Origin of the sequence: Streptomyces sp. NBC_00122 (assembly GCF_045160845.1) — a bacterium.
Lineage (GTDB): Bacteria > Actinomycetota > Actinomycetes > Streptomycetales > Streptomycetaceae > Streptomyces.
This window is the reverse complement of record NZ_CP108191.1, coordinates 5,553,798-5,567,614: the sequence shown is the minus strand read 5'-3', so window position 1 is coordinate 5,567,614 and position 13,817 is coordinate 5,553,798. Positions and strand designations below refer to the sequence as shown.

The following is a 13,817-nucleotide window of genomic DNA, read 5'->3' as shown; positions in this document are numbered from 1 at the left end:
CATGGAGTACTTGATCACTGCCGGGCAGCTCGTCACGGGGCCCGGCGGTCAGCGGCTGCGCGACGGCGCCGTACTGGTCCGCGGCGGGACGATCGCAGGCGTGGGCCCGCGGGCCGAGATCGCACCCTTGGCCGCAGCCGGGGCAACGGTCGTCTCGTTCCCCGACGGCACGGTGCTGCCCGGACTGATCGACTGCCATGTCCACCTGGCCCTCGACGCCGGGCCGGACCCCGTCACCGCCCTCCTCGACACCGATGACACCGGACTGCTGGCCGGGATGGCCGAGCGGGCCCGGCTCCTGCTCGACAGCGGCGTGACGACCGTACGGGACCTCGGGGACCGGGGCGGCCTCGCCCTGCGCCTGCGGCACTCGATCGAGCAGGACGCCGCACCCGGTCCGCGCATCCTCAGCGCCGGGACCCCGCTGACCCGCCCCGGCGGCCACTGCTGGTTCTTCGGAGGCGAGGTGAGCGACGAGGAGGCCCTGCGCGGCCTGGTCAGGCGCAACGTGTGGGACGGCGTCGACGTGATCAAGGTGATGGCCACCGGCGGTGGCATCACCAAGGGCGGCCCGCCGGTCTGGGAGGCCCAGTTCACCGCCGGGGAACTGGGCCTGGTGGTGGCCGAGGCCCGCCGCGCCGGTCTGCCGGTGGCCGCACACGCGCACGGCACCGAGGGCATCGCGGCGGCGGTGGCGGCGGGCGTCGACACGATCGAGCACTGCACCTGGATGGCGCGGGACGGCTTCGACGTGCGGGAGGACCTGGTCGCCGAGATCGCGGCGAAGGGGATCCGGGTCTGTCCCGCGGCGAGCCCGGACTGGCGCGGCTTCGCGCGGCGCTTCGGCCCGGAGCGGGCCGAGGAGATGTTCGACCGCCTGCGCTGGATGGCCGGTCAGGGGGTACGGCTCATCGCGGGCACGGACGCGGGCGTGGCGCACGCCGTCTTCGACGGCTTCGTGTCGAGCCTGGAGTTCTTCCGCCACATCGGCTTCTCCCCCGCCGAGGCCATCGACGCGGCCACGGTCGAGGCCGCCCTCGCCCTGGGCATCGCCTCCGACACCGGACGCCTCGCCCCGGGCTACCGCGCCGACCTGATCGCCGTCACCGGCGACCCACTGGCCGATCTGGCCGCCCTGCGCGACGTCCGCCTGACGATGTCCGCCGGCCGCCCCCACGTCCCGGCCGGCTCCCCGGCGCCGGCCCCGCGCTGAAGAACGGGGGCCGGCGCCGCGTCGGGCGGATGGCGAGGACCGGTGACGTCAGCTGCTCAGCGCGGGGATGACGTGCGTCCCGTAGGCGTCGATCGTGGCCTCCTTCGCGTCGTGCATGTCGTAGAGGGCGAACTGGTCGACGCCGAGGTCGCGCAGGGCGCGCAGCTTCTCGATGTGGGCCTCGGGCGGGCCGAGCAGGCAGAAGCGGTCGACGATCTCGTCGGGGACGAAGTCCGCGGACGGGTTCCCGGTGCGGCCGTGGTGGCTGTAGTCGTAGCCCTGGCGGGCCTTGATGTACTCGGTGAGCTCGTCGGGGACCATCGAGGAGTGCTCGCCGTAGCGCGAGACCAGGTCGGCGACGTGGTTGCCGACCATTCCGCCGAACCACCGGCACTGGTCGCGGGCGTGGGCGAGGTCCGTGCCCACGTACGCGGGGGCCGCCACGCAGATGGTGATCGCGGCCGGGTCGCGGCCTGCCTCCACTGCGGCCTGGCGGACCGACTTGACCATCCACTCCGTGAGGTAGGGGTCGGCGAGCTGGAGGATGAACCCGTCCGCCTTCTGCCCGGCCAGGGCAAGGGCCTTCGGGCCGTACGCGGCCATCCATACCGGCAGCTTCCCGTCCCGGATCCAGGGAATGCGGATCGGGTTGCCGTCGACGACCGCCTCCCGGCCCTCGGCGAGGTCGCGAATCACCTCGATGGCCTCGCCGAGCCGGGCCAGGGTGTTCGGCGCGCGCCCGGCGACGCGCATCGCCGAGTCCCCGCGCCCGATCCCGCACACGGTGCGGTTGCCGAACATGTCGTTGAGGGTGGCGAACGTGGAGGCGGTGACCTCCCAGGTGCGGGTACCCGGGTTGGTGACCATCGGCCCGACGTGCAGTTTTCGGGTGTGCTCCAGGATCTGGCTGTAGATGACGAACGGCTCCTGCCACAACACGGCGGAGTCGAAGGTCCAGCCGTAGCGGAACCCGTTGCGCTCGGCACGGCGCATGAGACTGATGACCTGCGAAGCCGGTGGATCGGTTTGCAGGACGAGGCCGAAGTCCATGGCGGACACTCCTTACAGGTACTGGCAGGTGGTGCGGGGGACGAAGACCCCGTGGCCGGCCCGGCCCGTGTACTCGCGCCGGTCGATGACGAGTTCGCCGCGGGAGAGCACCGTGTCGACGCGTCCGGTGATCCGCTTGCCCTCGTACGCCGAGTAGTCCACGTTCATGTGGTGGGTCTCGGCGGAGATGACCTGCTCGGCGTGCGGATCGTAGAGGACGATGTCGGCATCGGAACCCGGCGCGATGGTGCCCTTCTGCGGGTAGATGCCGAACATCCGGGCCGGGGTCGCGCAGGCGATCTCGATCCAGCGGCGGCGGCTGATGTGCCCGTCCACGACGGCCTGGTGGAGGAGGTCCATGCGGTTCTCCACCCCGGGCAGTCCGTTGGGGATCTTGGAGAAGTCACCGCGGCCCAGCTCCTTCTGGCCGCGGAAGCAGAAGGGGCAGTGGTCGGTGGAGACCACCTGGAGGTCGTTGGTGCGCAGCCCCCGCCAGAGCGCCTCCTGGTGCTCGCGCGGGCGCAGCGGGGTGGAGCAGACGTACTTGGCGCCCTGGAAGTCGGGCTCGGCGAGGTTGTCGGTGGACAGGAAGAGGTACTGCGGGCAGGTCTCCCCGAAGACCGGCAGCCCCTTGTCGCGGGCGGCGGCAAGCTCGGCCACCGCCTCCTCCGCCGAGACGTGGACGACGTACAGGGGGGCTCCGGCGACCCGTGCGAGCTGGATGGCGCGGTGGGTGGCCTCGGCTTCGAGGAGCACCCTGCGGACCTCGCCGTGGTGGCGGGGGTCGGTCTCGCCGCGGGCCAGGGCCTGTTCGACGAGGACGTCGATGGCGATGCCGTTCTCGGCGTGCATCATGATCAGCCCGCCGTTGGCGGCGCCGCGCTGCATGGCGCGCAGGATCTGCCCGTCGTCGCTGTAGAAGACGCCCGGGTAGGCCATGAACAGCTTGAAGGACGTGACGCCCTCCCCCACCAGGAGGTCCATCTCCTTGAGGGTGCCCTCGTTGACGTCCGAGAGGATCATGTGGAAGGCGTAGTCGACGGCGCACTTGCCGTCGGCCTTGTCGTACCAGGTGTCGAGGCCCTCGCGCAGGGAGTGGCCCACGCTCTGGACGGCGAAGTCGACGATCGTTGTGGTGCCGCCCCAGGCGGCGGCCCGGGTTCCGGTCTCGAACGTGTCCGAGGCCGAGGTGCCGCCGAACGGGAGCTCCATGTGGGTGTGCGCGTCGACGCCGCCCGGGATGACGTACTTCCCGCTCGCGTCGATCGTGCGGCCGGCCGTCCAGGCCTCGGCTGCCGCGGAGCCGTGCGCGGCCAGGGCCGCCACGCGGCCGTCCTCGATCAGGACGTCCGCGTGGAGTTCGTCGGCGGCGGTGACCACCAGGCCGCCGCGGATCAGGGTGCGGATGCTCATGGAAGTCCCCCTACTGGATGCTGCGGAGCGCCTGTTCGAGGATCTCGGCACCCTCTTCCGCCTCGGCGACGGTGAGGGAGAGCGGCGGCGCGATGCGCAGCACGCTGGTGTTGTGACCGCCGCCCTTGCCGATCAGCAGGCCGCCCGCGCGGGCGGCCTCCAGGACGGCCGCTGCCGCCTCCGGGTCGGCCTGGTCGGTGCCGGGCCGGGTCAGCTCCAGGCCGGCCATCAGGCCCCGGCCGCGCACCTCCCGTACGGCGGGCACGTGGGCGGCGATCGCGCGCAGCCGCTCCAGCAGCAGGCCGCCGACGCGGCGGGCGTTGCCCTGGAGGTCGTGTTCCAGCAGGTACGCGAGGTTGGCGGCGCCGGCCGCCATGGTGACCGGGGAGCCGCCGAAGGTGGAGATGGAGTTGGAGTCCAGGCAGTTCATCACCTCGGCACGGGCCACGACCCCGCCGATGGACATGCCGTTGCCGATGCCCTTGGCGAAGGTGAGGATGTCCGGCGGGCCGTTCTGGGCGTGGGCCTGCCAGCCCCAGAAGTGCTCGCCCGTGCGGCCCCAGCCGGTCTGCACCTCGTCGCTGATCCACAGGATGCCGTGCCGGTCCAGGACCTCGCGGAAGGCCCCGTACAGGCCGTCGGGCGGGGAGGTGAATCCGCCGACGCCCTGGATCGGTTCGGCGATGAGCGCGGCCACTCCGCCTCGGGCCTGGCCGAGCACGTCCTCCAGGTCGGCCACGGCGGCGGCGGTGAACTCGGTGTCGGACAGCTCCGCGAAGGGGCCGCGGGTGCGGACGGCGCCGTGGACGTAGTACGTCTGGAGCGGGGAGAGGCTGGTCGGGGACCAGCTGCGGTTTCCGGTGACGGAGACGGTGGAGAAGGACCGGCCGTGGTAGCTGTTGCGCATCGCCAGGATCTGGTTGGAGCGGCGGTACGTCGTCGCGAGCAGCAGGGCCGTGTCGTTGGCCTCGGTGCCGGAGGTGGTGAAGAAGACCCGGGCCTCGGGGATGCCGGACAGCGCGGCGACCCGCTCGGCCAGTTCGACCATCGGCCGGTTGAGGTACAGGGTGGAGGAGTGGATGATCCTCCCGGCCTGTTCGGAGACGGCCTTGGTGACCTCGGGCAGGGCGTGGGCGGTCATCGTGGTGAGGATGCCGCCGAAGAAGTCGAGGTAGCGGTTGCCGTCGGCGTCCCAGACGTGGCGGCCCTCGCCGTGGGTGAGCTCGATGGGGCGGTCGTAGTAGAGCGCGAGCCAGTCGGGCATGACGGTGAGGTGGCGGCTGTGCAGGGGGATCGGGTTGGTCACGGCTGTACGAGCCCTCCGTAGGCGTCGGGGCGGCGGTCGCGGTAGAAGGCCCACTGGTCGCGGACCTCCTTGATCAGGCCGAAGTCGAGGTCGCGGACGAGGAGTTCCTCCTCCTTGTCGCTGGCGGTCTCACCGACGAACTGGCCGCGCGGGTCGACGAAATAGCTGGTGCCGTAGAAGTCGTTGTCGCCGTACTCCTCCTGGCCGATGCGGTTGATCGCGGCGATGAAGTACTCGTTGGCGACGGCCGCGGCCGGCTGCTCCAGCTGCCACAGGTACGCGGACAGGCCCCGGTGGGTGGCGGACGGGTTGTAGACCAGTTGGGCCCCGGCCAGGCCCAGTGCGCGCCAGCCCTCGGGGAAGTGGCGGTCGTAGCAGATGTAGACGCCGACCCGGCCGACGGCGGTGTCGAAGACGGGCCAGCCGAGGTTGCCCGGGCGGAAGTAGTACTTCTCCCAGAAGCCCTTGACCTGGGGGATGTGGTGCTTGCGGTACTTGCCGAGGTAGCTGCCGTCGGCATCGATGACGGCAGCGGTGTTGTAGTAGAAGCCCTCGGACTCCAGCTCGAAGACGGGTACGACGATCACCATGCCGGTCTCGCGGGCGAGGTCCTGCATGCGGCGGACGGTCGGGCCGTCGGGGACGGCCTCGGCCCAGCGGTAGTGCTCGGGCTCCTGGACCTGGCAGAAGTAGGGGGCGTTGAACACCTCCTGGAAACCGATGATCTTCGCGCCCTGGGCGGCGGCCCGCCGGGCGTGCTCCTCGTGTTTGGCGATCATCGATTCGGTGTCTCCGGTCCAGGTGGCCTGGACCAGCGCGGCGCGGACGACTTGGGCCATGAGCTGCTCCTCGCGACGGGAACGCCGGGTTCTACGCACGTAGACGGTATGCGTAGAGAGTAGAACGTAGGCCTCGTCACACCGTGGGGCAAGACCGCCGTGCACGGTTGGAGTAGTCGATCAGGTTACGTCGCCCCGCGATCGACAGCGGTCAGGAGACGGGCGGTTTACGCCGCGGCGATCCCTGCCACCCGCAGGGCGTGGACCACGTCGCGGTGACGTGTTCCGGACAGCGCCGCGGCGGCTTGGAGCAGGCGCGGGGCGAACCACTGCGGATCCCGGCGGGCTAAGGCGGCGGCCTCCTCCGCGGTGCGGACCCGGACGAAGGCGCCGAGCAGGGCGTCGGCCTCCCGGGTCCGGCCGGCCGTGCCGAGGGCGAGTGCCGCCTCGGCGATCTCGCCGGGCGGGCGGGCCACGCCCTGGCGCAGCAGGCGGTCGCAGTCGGCCTCCCGGCCGGCCTCGCCGAGGGCGGCCGCGGCCGCGGCGAGCCGCTCGGGCGGGAGCGAGGCCGCCTCCCACAACAGGGTGGCCCAGTCGGCCGCGAGCCCGGCACGGACCAGCTGGTCGGCGAGGCCGGGCAGCCGGTCCGCGGGCCAGGCCGCGATCTCGCAGAGCAGCGCGTGCGCCTCTCCGCCGCGCCCCGCCGCGCGCAGTGCGATCAGTTCGCCGACGACGGCCCGCGTGCTCCCGGCCTGGCCCGCGGGGAACCCGCCGGTCCCGGCTGCCGCCTCTGCGAGCCCTGGGCCGGTTTCCGTATGGCCCCGGGCCTCATGTCCCGGCCCGCCGGGCCCGGCCGGGGGCACCGCCCCGCCGTCCTGCCCAGCCGGTCGGGGCTCCGGGGTGCCGAAGCGTGCCCCGCGCGGAGCCGATCCGGGCCCGCCCGGGGCCGGGTCACCGTCCGGGTGGCCCGGCGGCGGGGTGAAGGCCGGGGCTCCGGGCGCCGCCGAGCCCGCGTACCGGGCGCCCCCGGCCCGCCGCGCGCCGCGCAGCCACCGTCCCTCGGCCCGCCCGACCGGCGCCTCGACCGGCGCCTCGGCCTGTGCCCGGGCCTGGGCCCCGGCCTGAACCTGCGCCTGGACCTCGGCCTGGGTCCGCACCTGCGCCTCGGCCGGTGCCGGCTGCTGGCGGGACACGCTGGAGGGCGGTTGCGGGATTTCCGGCCCGGCGGGCCGCACCGCCTCGCCCGGGGCGCCGGCCCGCAGGGCCGAGAGGCGGGCCGAGATGTCCTCGTGGCGTGACGCGGCGCGGGCCGCGTCGTCCTGGGTCCAGGAGAGTTCCCGGGCCAGGGCGTCCGCCTCCGCCGGGTCGGTGGCGCCGCCGAGCCGGGCCGTCAGGCTCCGCAGGGCCTCCCCCGCGTCGGCCCGCTGCGCGGCCGCCGCCGCGTACTGGGTCCGCAGCTCCTCCATCCCGCCCGGCAGCCTGTCCCACGCGGTGACCGCGGCGGCCCGCAGCCGGGCGGCGTATACGGTCTCCCGCCCCGCGATCTGCTCGCCCCGCACCGCCGCCAGGTCCCGCAGGAGCGAATCCACCACGTCCCACGGCGGTATGGCCGCCCCGTTGAGACAGGCCCGCAGACCCTCCGGATCCCGGCGCAGGAACTCCCCGTACCAACCTGCTCCGGGATCCAACCTCTGGGTCAACCCACGCAGGTATTCAGCGAATTGACCGATCGTCAGCGAAGTCGCGGTCTCCATGACCGCATTGGATCCCACCTGTGTTACGGGCGGGCTACGGGCACCTCAAAGCTTGACGGCGATCCCGGTGTGCGGCCGCCGCCCCCGCCGCACCACCATGGCGGGCACGTCCACCACCCAGAACTGCCACGTGTACTTGCGCGACATGAGCCCCCGCACCCGCCGCAGCCCCGCCTCGTCGAGCAGCCGGGCCTCACCCTCCCGCACCGGCGCCCCCTCTTCGACGCGCCCGCGCACGTCACAGGGGGCGACGGTGACCCGTCCGTCGTTGCGGATCCGCTTGACCTTCCACGATTCGCTGCGCGTCCACACGTACAGCTCTCCACCGTCGGCCACCGCCCACACCGGCGTCGCCACAGGCGTGCCGTCCTTGCGGAAGGTGATGAGACTGACGTACTTCGCCCTGCCCAGCTCTTCGACATCCATGGCCCGACCCTAAGGGCTGTCGCGCGATCCCCGACCGGGCGCGTCTTCGCGCAGGACCACGTCCCCCGGGCCTTCGGACCGGTCCCGGCCGTCGGGGGCGACGCAGGCCGCGAGGAGCAGGCCGCCCGCGAGGAGCGCGCCGAGGAATCCGAAACCGAGTCGCTTGGATGCGTTCGTGGCAGACACGCCTTCACGCTTGCCCCGCGTACGGGCGCTCCCACCGCCCATTGGGCCGATCGGCCGCGGGCCGGACTCAGACGGGCACGAGGGAGCAGCGCCGCATCACGTCGTCCAGGGAAAGGCCGAGGACCTCGGCGAGGGCGGCCACCGTGAAGAAGGCGGGGGTGGGTGCCCGGCCGGTCTCGATCTTGCGGAGGGTCTCGGCCGAGAGCCCGGCTCCGGCCGCGATCTCGACCATGCTGCGCGCGCCGCGCGCCTCACGCAGCAGGGCGCCCAGGCGCTCGCCGCGCTCGCGCTCTTCAGGAGTCAGGGGGGTACGGACCATGCCCCCATCCTACCCGCACGCACCAATAACTATCCCGTTAAAGTTATACCGGTATAGTTATTGGCATGGTTGAACTCAAGACGGAACAGTCGATCGACGAGATGCGCGCCGCCGGCCGCGTCGTCGCACATGCCCTGGCGGCCGTACGGGAGAGAGCGCGGGTCGGGGTGTGCCTGCAGGACCTGGACCGGGTGGCCCGCGACGTACTCCGCGAGGCGGGCGCGGCCTCGCCCTTCCTGGGCTACCGGCCGGCGTTCGCGCCGGTGCCCTTCCCGGCCGTGATCTGCACCTCGGTCAACGACGCCATCGTGCACGGCATCCCCGGCACGTACCGGCTGCGTGACGGGGACCTGGTCAGCGTCGACTGCGGGGCCAGGCTCGGCGGCTGGGTCGGGGACGCGGCGATCAGCTTCACCGTCGGCCGGCCCCGCCCCGCCGACCTGCGGCTCATCGCGACGGCCGAGGCGGCCCTCGCCGCGGGCATCGCGGCAGCGGTGCCCGGCAACCGGATCGGCGACATCGCCCACGCGGTCGGTACGGTCTGCCGCGCCGCCGGATACGGCATCCCCGACGGCTTCGGCGGCCACGGCGTGGGCCGCCACATGCACGAGGACCCCGGCGTCCCCAACGAGGGCCCGCCGGGACGCGGCATGAAGCTGCGCCCCGGCATGGTCCTGGCGATCGAGCCGATGCTGACCGCGGGCGGTACGGACGACTACACCTGCGACGGCGACGGCTGGACCCTGCGCACCACCGACGGCAGCCGCGCCGCGCACGCGGAGCACACGGTCGCGATCACCGCCGACGGCCCCAGGATCCTCACTGCCCCCTAGGCCTTGTCGTCAAAAGTCCCGCCTCGCCCTACTTTGACGACAGGACCTAGTCCGTGCTCAGGGCTTGCCGTGCGGGTGGACGACCATGGCCGAGCCGCCGCCGCGGCGGGTCGTCTCGGCCGCCGCCAGCCAGCGCCCGTCGGGCAGGCGCTGCACGCCGGTCGCGGCGCCGATCTCCGGGTTCTGCCGGAAGGCCTGCCCGATCGCCTCCAGTTCGGCGCGCACCGGGCTGTTCCACAGGCCCGGCTCCAGCTCGGTGGTGGTCTGGTTGCGCTGGCTGGCGCGCGGCGCAGCGATCGCGTCGACCAGCGGCAGACCCCGGTCCAGGTGGCCCATCAGGGTCTGCAGGACGGTGGTGATGATGGTGGCACCGCCCGGGGAGCCCACCGCGAGCACCGGCCGCCCGTGCTCCAGCACGATGGTCGGTGACATGGACGAGCGCGGCCGCTTGCCGGGGCCGGGCAGGTTCGGGTCGGGAACACCCGGCGCGATCGGGGCGAAGGAGAAGTCGGTCAGCTCGTTGTTGAGCAGGAAGCCCCGGCCCGGGACGGTGATCGCGCTGCCGCCGGTGGATTCGATCGTCAGGGTGTAGGAGACCACGTTGCCCCAGCGGTCGGCGACCGTCAGGTGGGTGGTGTTGTCCCCCTCGTAGGCGGACGGCGCCGCCTTCCCGGTGGTGGCGCAGGGTACGGGGTGCCTCGGGTCGCCGGGAGCCAGCGGGCTGGTCAGCGCCTGGTCCGGCTTGATCAGGCAGGCGCGCGAGTCGGCGTACCGCTGGGAGAGCAGCTCCCGCGTCGGCACGTCCTCGGCGGCCGGGTCGCCGACCCAGCGGCCGCGGTCGGCGAAGGAGATCCGCGAGGCCTCGATGAAGCGGTGCAGGTACTGCGCCTCGGACAGCTTCGAGAGGTCGGTGCGCTCCAGGATGTTCAGCGCCTCGCCGACGGTGGTGCCGCCGGAGGAGGAGGGGGCGATGCCGTAGACGTCGAGGCCCCGGTAGCTCACCTGGGTCGGGGCCTGCCGCTTGGTCCCGTACGCGGTGAGGTCGTCGGCGGTCAGGTCGCCGGGCCGGACGTTCCGGGTGGCCGCGGGGTTCACCGGGGGCTTGCGGACGGCCCGGACGATGTCGTCGGCGATCGGGCCCCGGTAGAGCGCGCCGGTCCCCTTGCGGCCGAGTTCCGCGTACGTGGCGGCCAGGTCGGGGTTTTTGAAGGTGGAGCCGACCACCGGCAGGGCGCCGCCCGGCAGGAAGAGCTTCGCGGTGTCCGGGAAGTCCTTGAACCGGTCCTGGTTGAGCTCGGTCTGGGCGCGGAAGGTGGCGTCGACGGTGAAGCCGTCGCGGGCCAGCTTCTCGGCGGGCTTCAGCAGCTGGCCGAGCGGGCGGCTGCCCCAGGATTCGAGGGCGCTCTTCCAGGTGGCGGGGGTGCCGGGGACGCCGACCCCGCGGCCGCTGGTCTGCCCCTCGGCGAAGGGGATGGGGACGCCGTTCTCCTGGAACAGCGAGGCAGTGGCCGTCGCGGGGGCGGTCTCGCGGCCGTCGATGGTGTGCACGCGGCGGGAGCCGGCGTCGTAGTAGACGAAGTAGCCGCCGCCGCCGATGCCGGACGAGTAGGGCTCGGTGACGCCGAGCGCGGCGGCGGTGGCGACGGCCGCGTCCACGGCGTTGCCGCCGGAGCGGAGTACGGCGATGCCGGCCGCGGAGGCGTCGGCGTCGACGCTGGCGACGGCCCCGCCGTAGCCGGCGGCCACGGGCACCTTGGCCGGGGTGGCGGTCGCGTCGGCGGCGGAGGGCGGAGCGGCCGCCCCGGTGGACACCAGCGCCCCGGCGAGGGCGACGAGTGCTAAGTGACGTGCGGCGGGACCACGCATCGGTACCTCCAGTCGACGGCCGGTCAGACCATGCCACCGCAGCCTAACTTCACGGGACCCCTCGCGTCATGAAGGCCGTGCGACGGCTACCATCCGCCGCATGAACGACGACGTCCGCAACATCGTGCTCGGGGTGATCGCCACCGCGCTCAGCGGCGGGTTCGGCTGGTTCTCCCGGACCTACCTCTGGCGCCGCGCGCTCCGCCGCAAGCAGGCCTTCTTCGGCCTGCCGACCGGATCCGACTGCCTGTTCGTGGTCAACCGGCAGATGGGCGGAAAGGATTCGTCACTGCACCGCAACGACGCCTTCGCGCTGCTGGAGATATCCGCCCTGATCAAGGACTGCGGGGCGACCGTGCAGATCGTCACCCACGACGGGGCCCGCCAGGGCTTCGGCGAACGGACCGAGTTCTGCGTCGGCGGGCCCGCCTCCAACACCCGCACCACCGCGCACCTGACCTCCATGCTCCCGGGTGTCCTCGTCGACGTCAGCCTCGAGTCGGGCGATCCGGACCGCGGGGCGATCCGGATCGGCGAGGAGAAGTACCGCTGGGAGAAGGGGATGGTCGAGCACGTGCTGCTGGCTCGGCTGACGACCCGGCACGGCTCCCGGCCCGTGTTCCTGCTCTCCGGACAGACCGCCAACAGCAACCAGGCCGCCGCCCGCTACCTGGCCAAGCACCATGTGGGGCTGGCCCGCAAGTACGGCCGCGAGTCCTTCTGCGTCCTGCTGAAGGTCATCAACTCCGATGCCTACGGGCCGGATGTGACGGAGCTGGTGGCGGACGTCACCGCCGCGGCCCGGACACCCGTAGCGGCAGACGCGTGATCCCGTTGATGAAGTTGGAGACCAGCCGCCCGGGAGGTCCGGCGAGTTCGGGCGGGGGCATGACCGCGCGCCACTCCTCGTAGAAGGTGCGCAGCTGGAGCCGGGCGAAGTGGGCGCCGAGGCAGACGTGCGGGCCGTCCCCGAAGGAGACGTGCGGGTTGGGCGTGCGGCCGAGGTCCAGGCGGCCGGGGTCGGTGAAGACGCGTTCGTCGTGGTTGGCGGAGGCGTGGAAGACCACCACCTTGTCCCCCGCCCTGATGCGCTGCCCGGCCAGCTCGGTGTCGACGGCGGCGGTCCGGCGGAAGCTGAGCACCGGCGGGTGCACGCGCAGGAGTTCGTCGACGGCACGTTCCATCGGGGCCCGGCCCCCGGCGAGCAGGCGGTAGGCCACCGGGTCTCGGGCCAGCGCGAGCAGCCCGCCGGGCGCCGCGCTGCGCACGGTGTCGTTGCCCGCGACGGTGAGCAGGAAGAAGAACATCTCCAGCTCGGCCGGGTCGAGTCCGGCCTGGGCGAGGGCGGTCATCACGTCGTCGCCGGGGTGCGCGCGCTTGTGGGCGGCCAGTTCGCGGGCGTACGCGAACATCTCGCCGAGCAGGGCCGGTGAGCGCGGGTTGAGGGGTTTGCCGTCCGGGCCGAGGAGCGGAGCCGGGGCGTCTTCGGGGTCCTGGTAGCCGATGACCCGTACGGTCCACTCCAGCAGCAGGGCCCGGTCGGCGGGCGGGACGCCCAGCAGGTCGGTGAGGTTGAGCAGCGCGTATTCGTCGGTGACGGTGCGCACCACGTCGGTGGCGCCGTCCTCGGCCTTGTCCCGGGCGGCGGCGAGCAGGTTGCGGGCGCGGTCCCGTACCCGCGCGGCGAAGGCGTCGACGCGGGCGGGGGTGAAGGCGCGGGCGACGAGCCGGCGCAGCCTGCCGTGGTCGCCGGCGGCCTTGTCCGGGTCCTGGTTGAGCATGGTGCGGCGCAGGAACGGCAGGTCGGCCGGGTCGGGGTCGCGGATCTGGGTGGCGCCCAGCCAGGAGGAGTACGTCCGGTGGTCGCGCAGGACCCGGACGACGTCGGCGTGCCGGGTGACGGCCCAGAAGCCGGGGCCGGCCGGCCAGCCCTGGATCTCCGGCTCCGGCTGCCAGGCCACGGGGTGGCGGTCGCGCAGCAGCCGGTAGCGCTCGTACGGGACGCCGACGGCGTAGACGCGGGGGTCGAAGACGTCGGGGACGTCTGCGGCGTGGTCCATGGGGCTACCGTGACGGGTGGGCGGCCCCGCCCGCAAGGGCGCGGCCCCCTGCGGACAGGAACCGCGGGACGGCCGCGTGCGTCAGTGCCGCGGGTTGCAGTCGGCGGAGGGGAGGGTGGTGTCGGTGCCCTGGATGGCGACCGGAGTGACGGTGTCCGGCACGGCGGAGACGCCGAAGGTGCACACCAGCTGCTTGCGGGCCAGGTCGGACAGACCGGCCACGGGGAACGGCACACTGACCGTCAGCCCCTTCCCCGGCGAGTACTTGTTCACCGAGGCCGCGTCCGACTGCGCGTCGGACACCCGGGGCAGGGCCGTGGTGAGTCCGGCCGCCGAAGCCGGACCGCTGGGGCCGTCCAACAGCACCCGCAGCAGTGGCGTGGGCGCGAGCATGTAGTCGGTGCCGATCGAGAAGGGGACCGGGACGAGCCGGTCGCCGTCCTTGGAGATGAAGTAGAGGACGGCAGCGGTCTTGCTGTCGGGCACCTTGACGGTGGCGGCATGGCCGCTCTCGATCACCCCGGTGCGTTTGATCCCGCATCCGGCGAGCAGTAGGGCGCAGCCCGTCAGCGCAGCCGTGGCCGCCACGGCCCTGGACCTTGTCGTCGACCC

At 73.0% G+C, this 13,817-nt stretch carries 14 protein-coding genes; 3 read left to right on the top strand and 11 right to left on the bottom strand.

The window, feature by feature from the left end; genetic code table 11:
- The first annotated feature begins 1 nt into the window (after position 1).
- A complete protein-coding gene (locus OG737_RS25710) occupies positions 2–1,213 on the top strand; it encodes an amidohydrolase family protein (RefSeq protein ID WP_405922037.1) in 1,212 nt (403 codons plus the stop codon).
- Between the two features lie 48 nt (positions 1,214–1,261).
- Here the strand turns inward: OG737_RS25710 and OG737_RS25705 are convergent, their stop codons facing one another.
- The 8 genes from OG737_RS25705 to OG737_RS25670 all read right to left on the bottom strand — a co-directional run bounded on the left by OG737_RS25705 (position 1,262) and on the right by OG737_RS25670 (position 8,446).
- A complete protein-coding gene (locus tag OG737_RS25705) occupies positions 1,262–2,263 on the bottom strand; it encodes a TIGR03842 family LLM class F420-dependent oxidoreductase (RefSeq protein ID WP_328928558.1) in 1,002 nt (333 codons plus the stop codon).
- A gap of 12 nt (positions 2,264–2,275) precedes the next feature.
- A complete protein-coding gene (gene hydA / locus OG737_RS25700; protein WP_328928557.1) occupies positions 2,276–3,676 on the bottom strand; it encodes a dihydropyrimidinase in 1,401 nt (466 codons plus the stop codon).
- 10 nt (positions 3,677–3,686) lie between these two features.
- Positions 3,687–4,940, bottom strand: a complete 1,254-nt coding sequence (locus OG737_RS25695; protein ID WP_328930476.1) for an aspartate aminotransferase family protein — start codon at positions 4,938–4,940, stop codon at positions 3,687–3,689.
- 38 nt (positions 4,941–4,978) lie between these two features.
- Positions 4,979–5,821 (bottom strand): nitrilase-related carbon-nitrogen hydrolase, encoded by an 843-nt coding sequence (locus OG737_RS25690; protein WP_328928556.1) that lies wholly within the window; start codon positions 5,819–5,821, stop codon positions 4,979–4,981.
- 167 nt (positions 5,822–5,988) lie between these two features.
- Positions 5,989–7,353 carry a hypothetical protein gene (locus tag OG737_RS25685; protein ID WP_405922036.1) on the bottom strand — a complete coding sequence of 455 codons (1,365 nt, stop codon included), beginning with the start codon at positions 7,351–7,353 and terminating at the stop codon, positions 5,989–5,991.
- Positions 7,354–7,560: 207 nt separating this feature from the next.
- Entirely contained in the window at positions 7,561–7,941 is a 381-nt protein-coding gene (locus OG737_RS25680) for a PPOX class F420-dependent oxidoreductase (protein ID WP_328928554.1), read from the bottom strand.
- Positions 7,942–7,950: 9 nt separating this feature from the next.
- Positions 7,951–8,127: a hypothetical protein gene (locus OG737_RS25675; protein ID WP_328928553.1), complete on the bottom strand. Its 177-nt coding sequence runs from the start codon at positions 8,125–8,127 to the stop codon at positions 7,951–7,953.
- 67 nt (positions 8,128–8,194) lie between these two features.
- Complete coding sequence (locus OG737_RS25670) at positions 8,195–8,446, bottom strand: helix-turn-helix transcriptional regulator (RefSeq protein ID WP_328928552.1); 252 nt, start codon at positions 8,444–8,446, stop codon at positions 8,195–8,197.
- 65 nt (positions 8,447–8,511) lie between these two features.
- Between OG737_RS25670 and map the strand changes: the two genes are divergently transcribed.
- Positions 8,512–9,279 carry a type I methionyl aminopeptidase gene (map, locus tag OG737_RS25665; protein ID WP_328928551.1) on the top strand — a complete coding sequence of 256 codons (768 nt, stop codon included), beginning with the start codon at positions 8,512–8,514 and terminating at the stop codon, positions 9,277–9,279.
- A gap of 57 nt (positions 9,280–9,336) precedes the next feature.
- Here map and ggt read toward each other — a convergent pair whose 3' ends face one another.
- Positions 9,337–11,145, bottom strand: coding sequence for a gamma-glutamyltransferase (ggt, locus tag OG737_RS25660; protein WP_328928550.1), 1,809 nt, complete (start codon positions 11,143–11,145; stop codon positions 9,337–9,339).
- Between the two features lie 100 nt (positions 11,146–11,245).
- Between ggt and OG737_RS25655 the strand changes: the two genes are divergently transcribed.
- Positions 11,246–11,974 (top strand): hypothetical protein, encoded by a 729-nt coding sequence (locus OG737_RS25655; protein WP_328928549.1) that lies wholly within the window; start codon positions 11,246–11,248, stop codon positions 11,972–11,974.
- On the opposite strand, the gene OG737_RS25650 is transcribed toward OG737_RS25655, so the two are convergent.
- Positions 11,934–13,205, bottom strand: a complete 1,272-nt coding sequence (locus tag OG737_RS25650; RefSeq protein WP_405922035.1) for a cytochrome P450 — start codon at positions 13,203–13,205, stop codon at positions 11,934–11,936. The genes OG737_RS25655 and OG737_RS25650 overlap by 41 nt on opposite strands.
- 81 nt (positions 13,206–13,286) lie before the next feature.
- Complete coding sequence (locus OG737_RS25645; protein WP_405922034.1) at positions 13,287–13,793, bottom strand: hypothetical protein; 507 nt, start codon at positions 13,791–13,793, stop codon at positions 13,287–13,289.
- Positions 13,794–13,817: the final 24 nt, after the last annotated feature.

What these genes read in the sequence shown, in the direction of transcription:
- OG737_RS25650 (WP_405922035.1), bottom strand. Translation starts at nt 13,205, where the DNA reads ATGGACCACGCCGCAGACGTCCCCGACGTCTTCGACCCCCGCGTCTAC.
- OG737_RS25695 (WP_328930476.1), bottom strand. Translation starts at nt 4,940, where the DNA reads ATGCCCGACTGGCTCGCGCTCTACTACGACCGCCCCATCGAGCTCACC.
- OG737_RS25710 (WP_405922037.1), top strand. Translation starts at nt 2, where the DNA reads ATGGAGTACTTGATCACTGCCGGGCAGCTCGTCACGGGGCCCGGCGGT.
- OG737_RS25705 (WP_328928558.1), bottom strand. Translation starts at nt 2,263, where the DNA reads ATGGACTTCGGCCTCGTCCTGCAAACCGATCCACCGGCTTCGCAGGTC.
- OG737_RS25690 (WP_328928556.1), bottom strand. Translation starts at nt 5,821, where the DNA reads ATGGCCCAAGTCGTCCGCGCCGCGCTGGTCCAGGCCACCTGGACCGGA.
- OG737_RS25670 (WP_328928552.1), bottom strand. Translation starts at nt 8,446, where the DNA reads ATGGTCCGTACCCCCCTGACTCCTGAAGAGCGCGAGCGCGGCGAGCGC.
- OG737_RS25655 (WP_328928549.1), top strand. Translation starts at nt 11,246, where the DNA reads ATGAACGACGACGTCCGCAACATCGTGCTCGGGGTGATCGCCACCGCG.
- ggt (WP_328928550.1), bottom strand. Translation starts at nt 11,145, where the DNA reads ATGCGTGGTCCCGCCGCACGTCACTTAGCACTCGTCGCCCTCGCCGGG.
- map (WP_328928551.1), top strand. Translation starts at nt 8,512, where the DNA reads ATGGTTGAACTCAAGACGGAACAGTCGATCGACGAGATGCGCGCCGCC.
- OG737_RS25680 (WP_328928554.1), bottom strand. Translation starts at nt 7,941, where the DNA reads ATGGATGTCGAAGAGCTGGGCAGGGCGAAGTACGTCAGTCTCATCACC.
- hydA (WP_328928557.1), bottom strand. Translation starts at nt 3,676, where the DNA reads ATGAGCATCCGCACCCTGATCCGCGGCGGCCTGGTGGTCACCGCCGCC.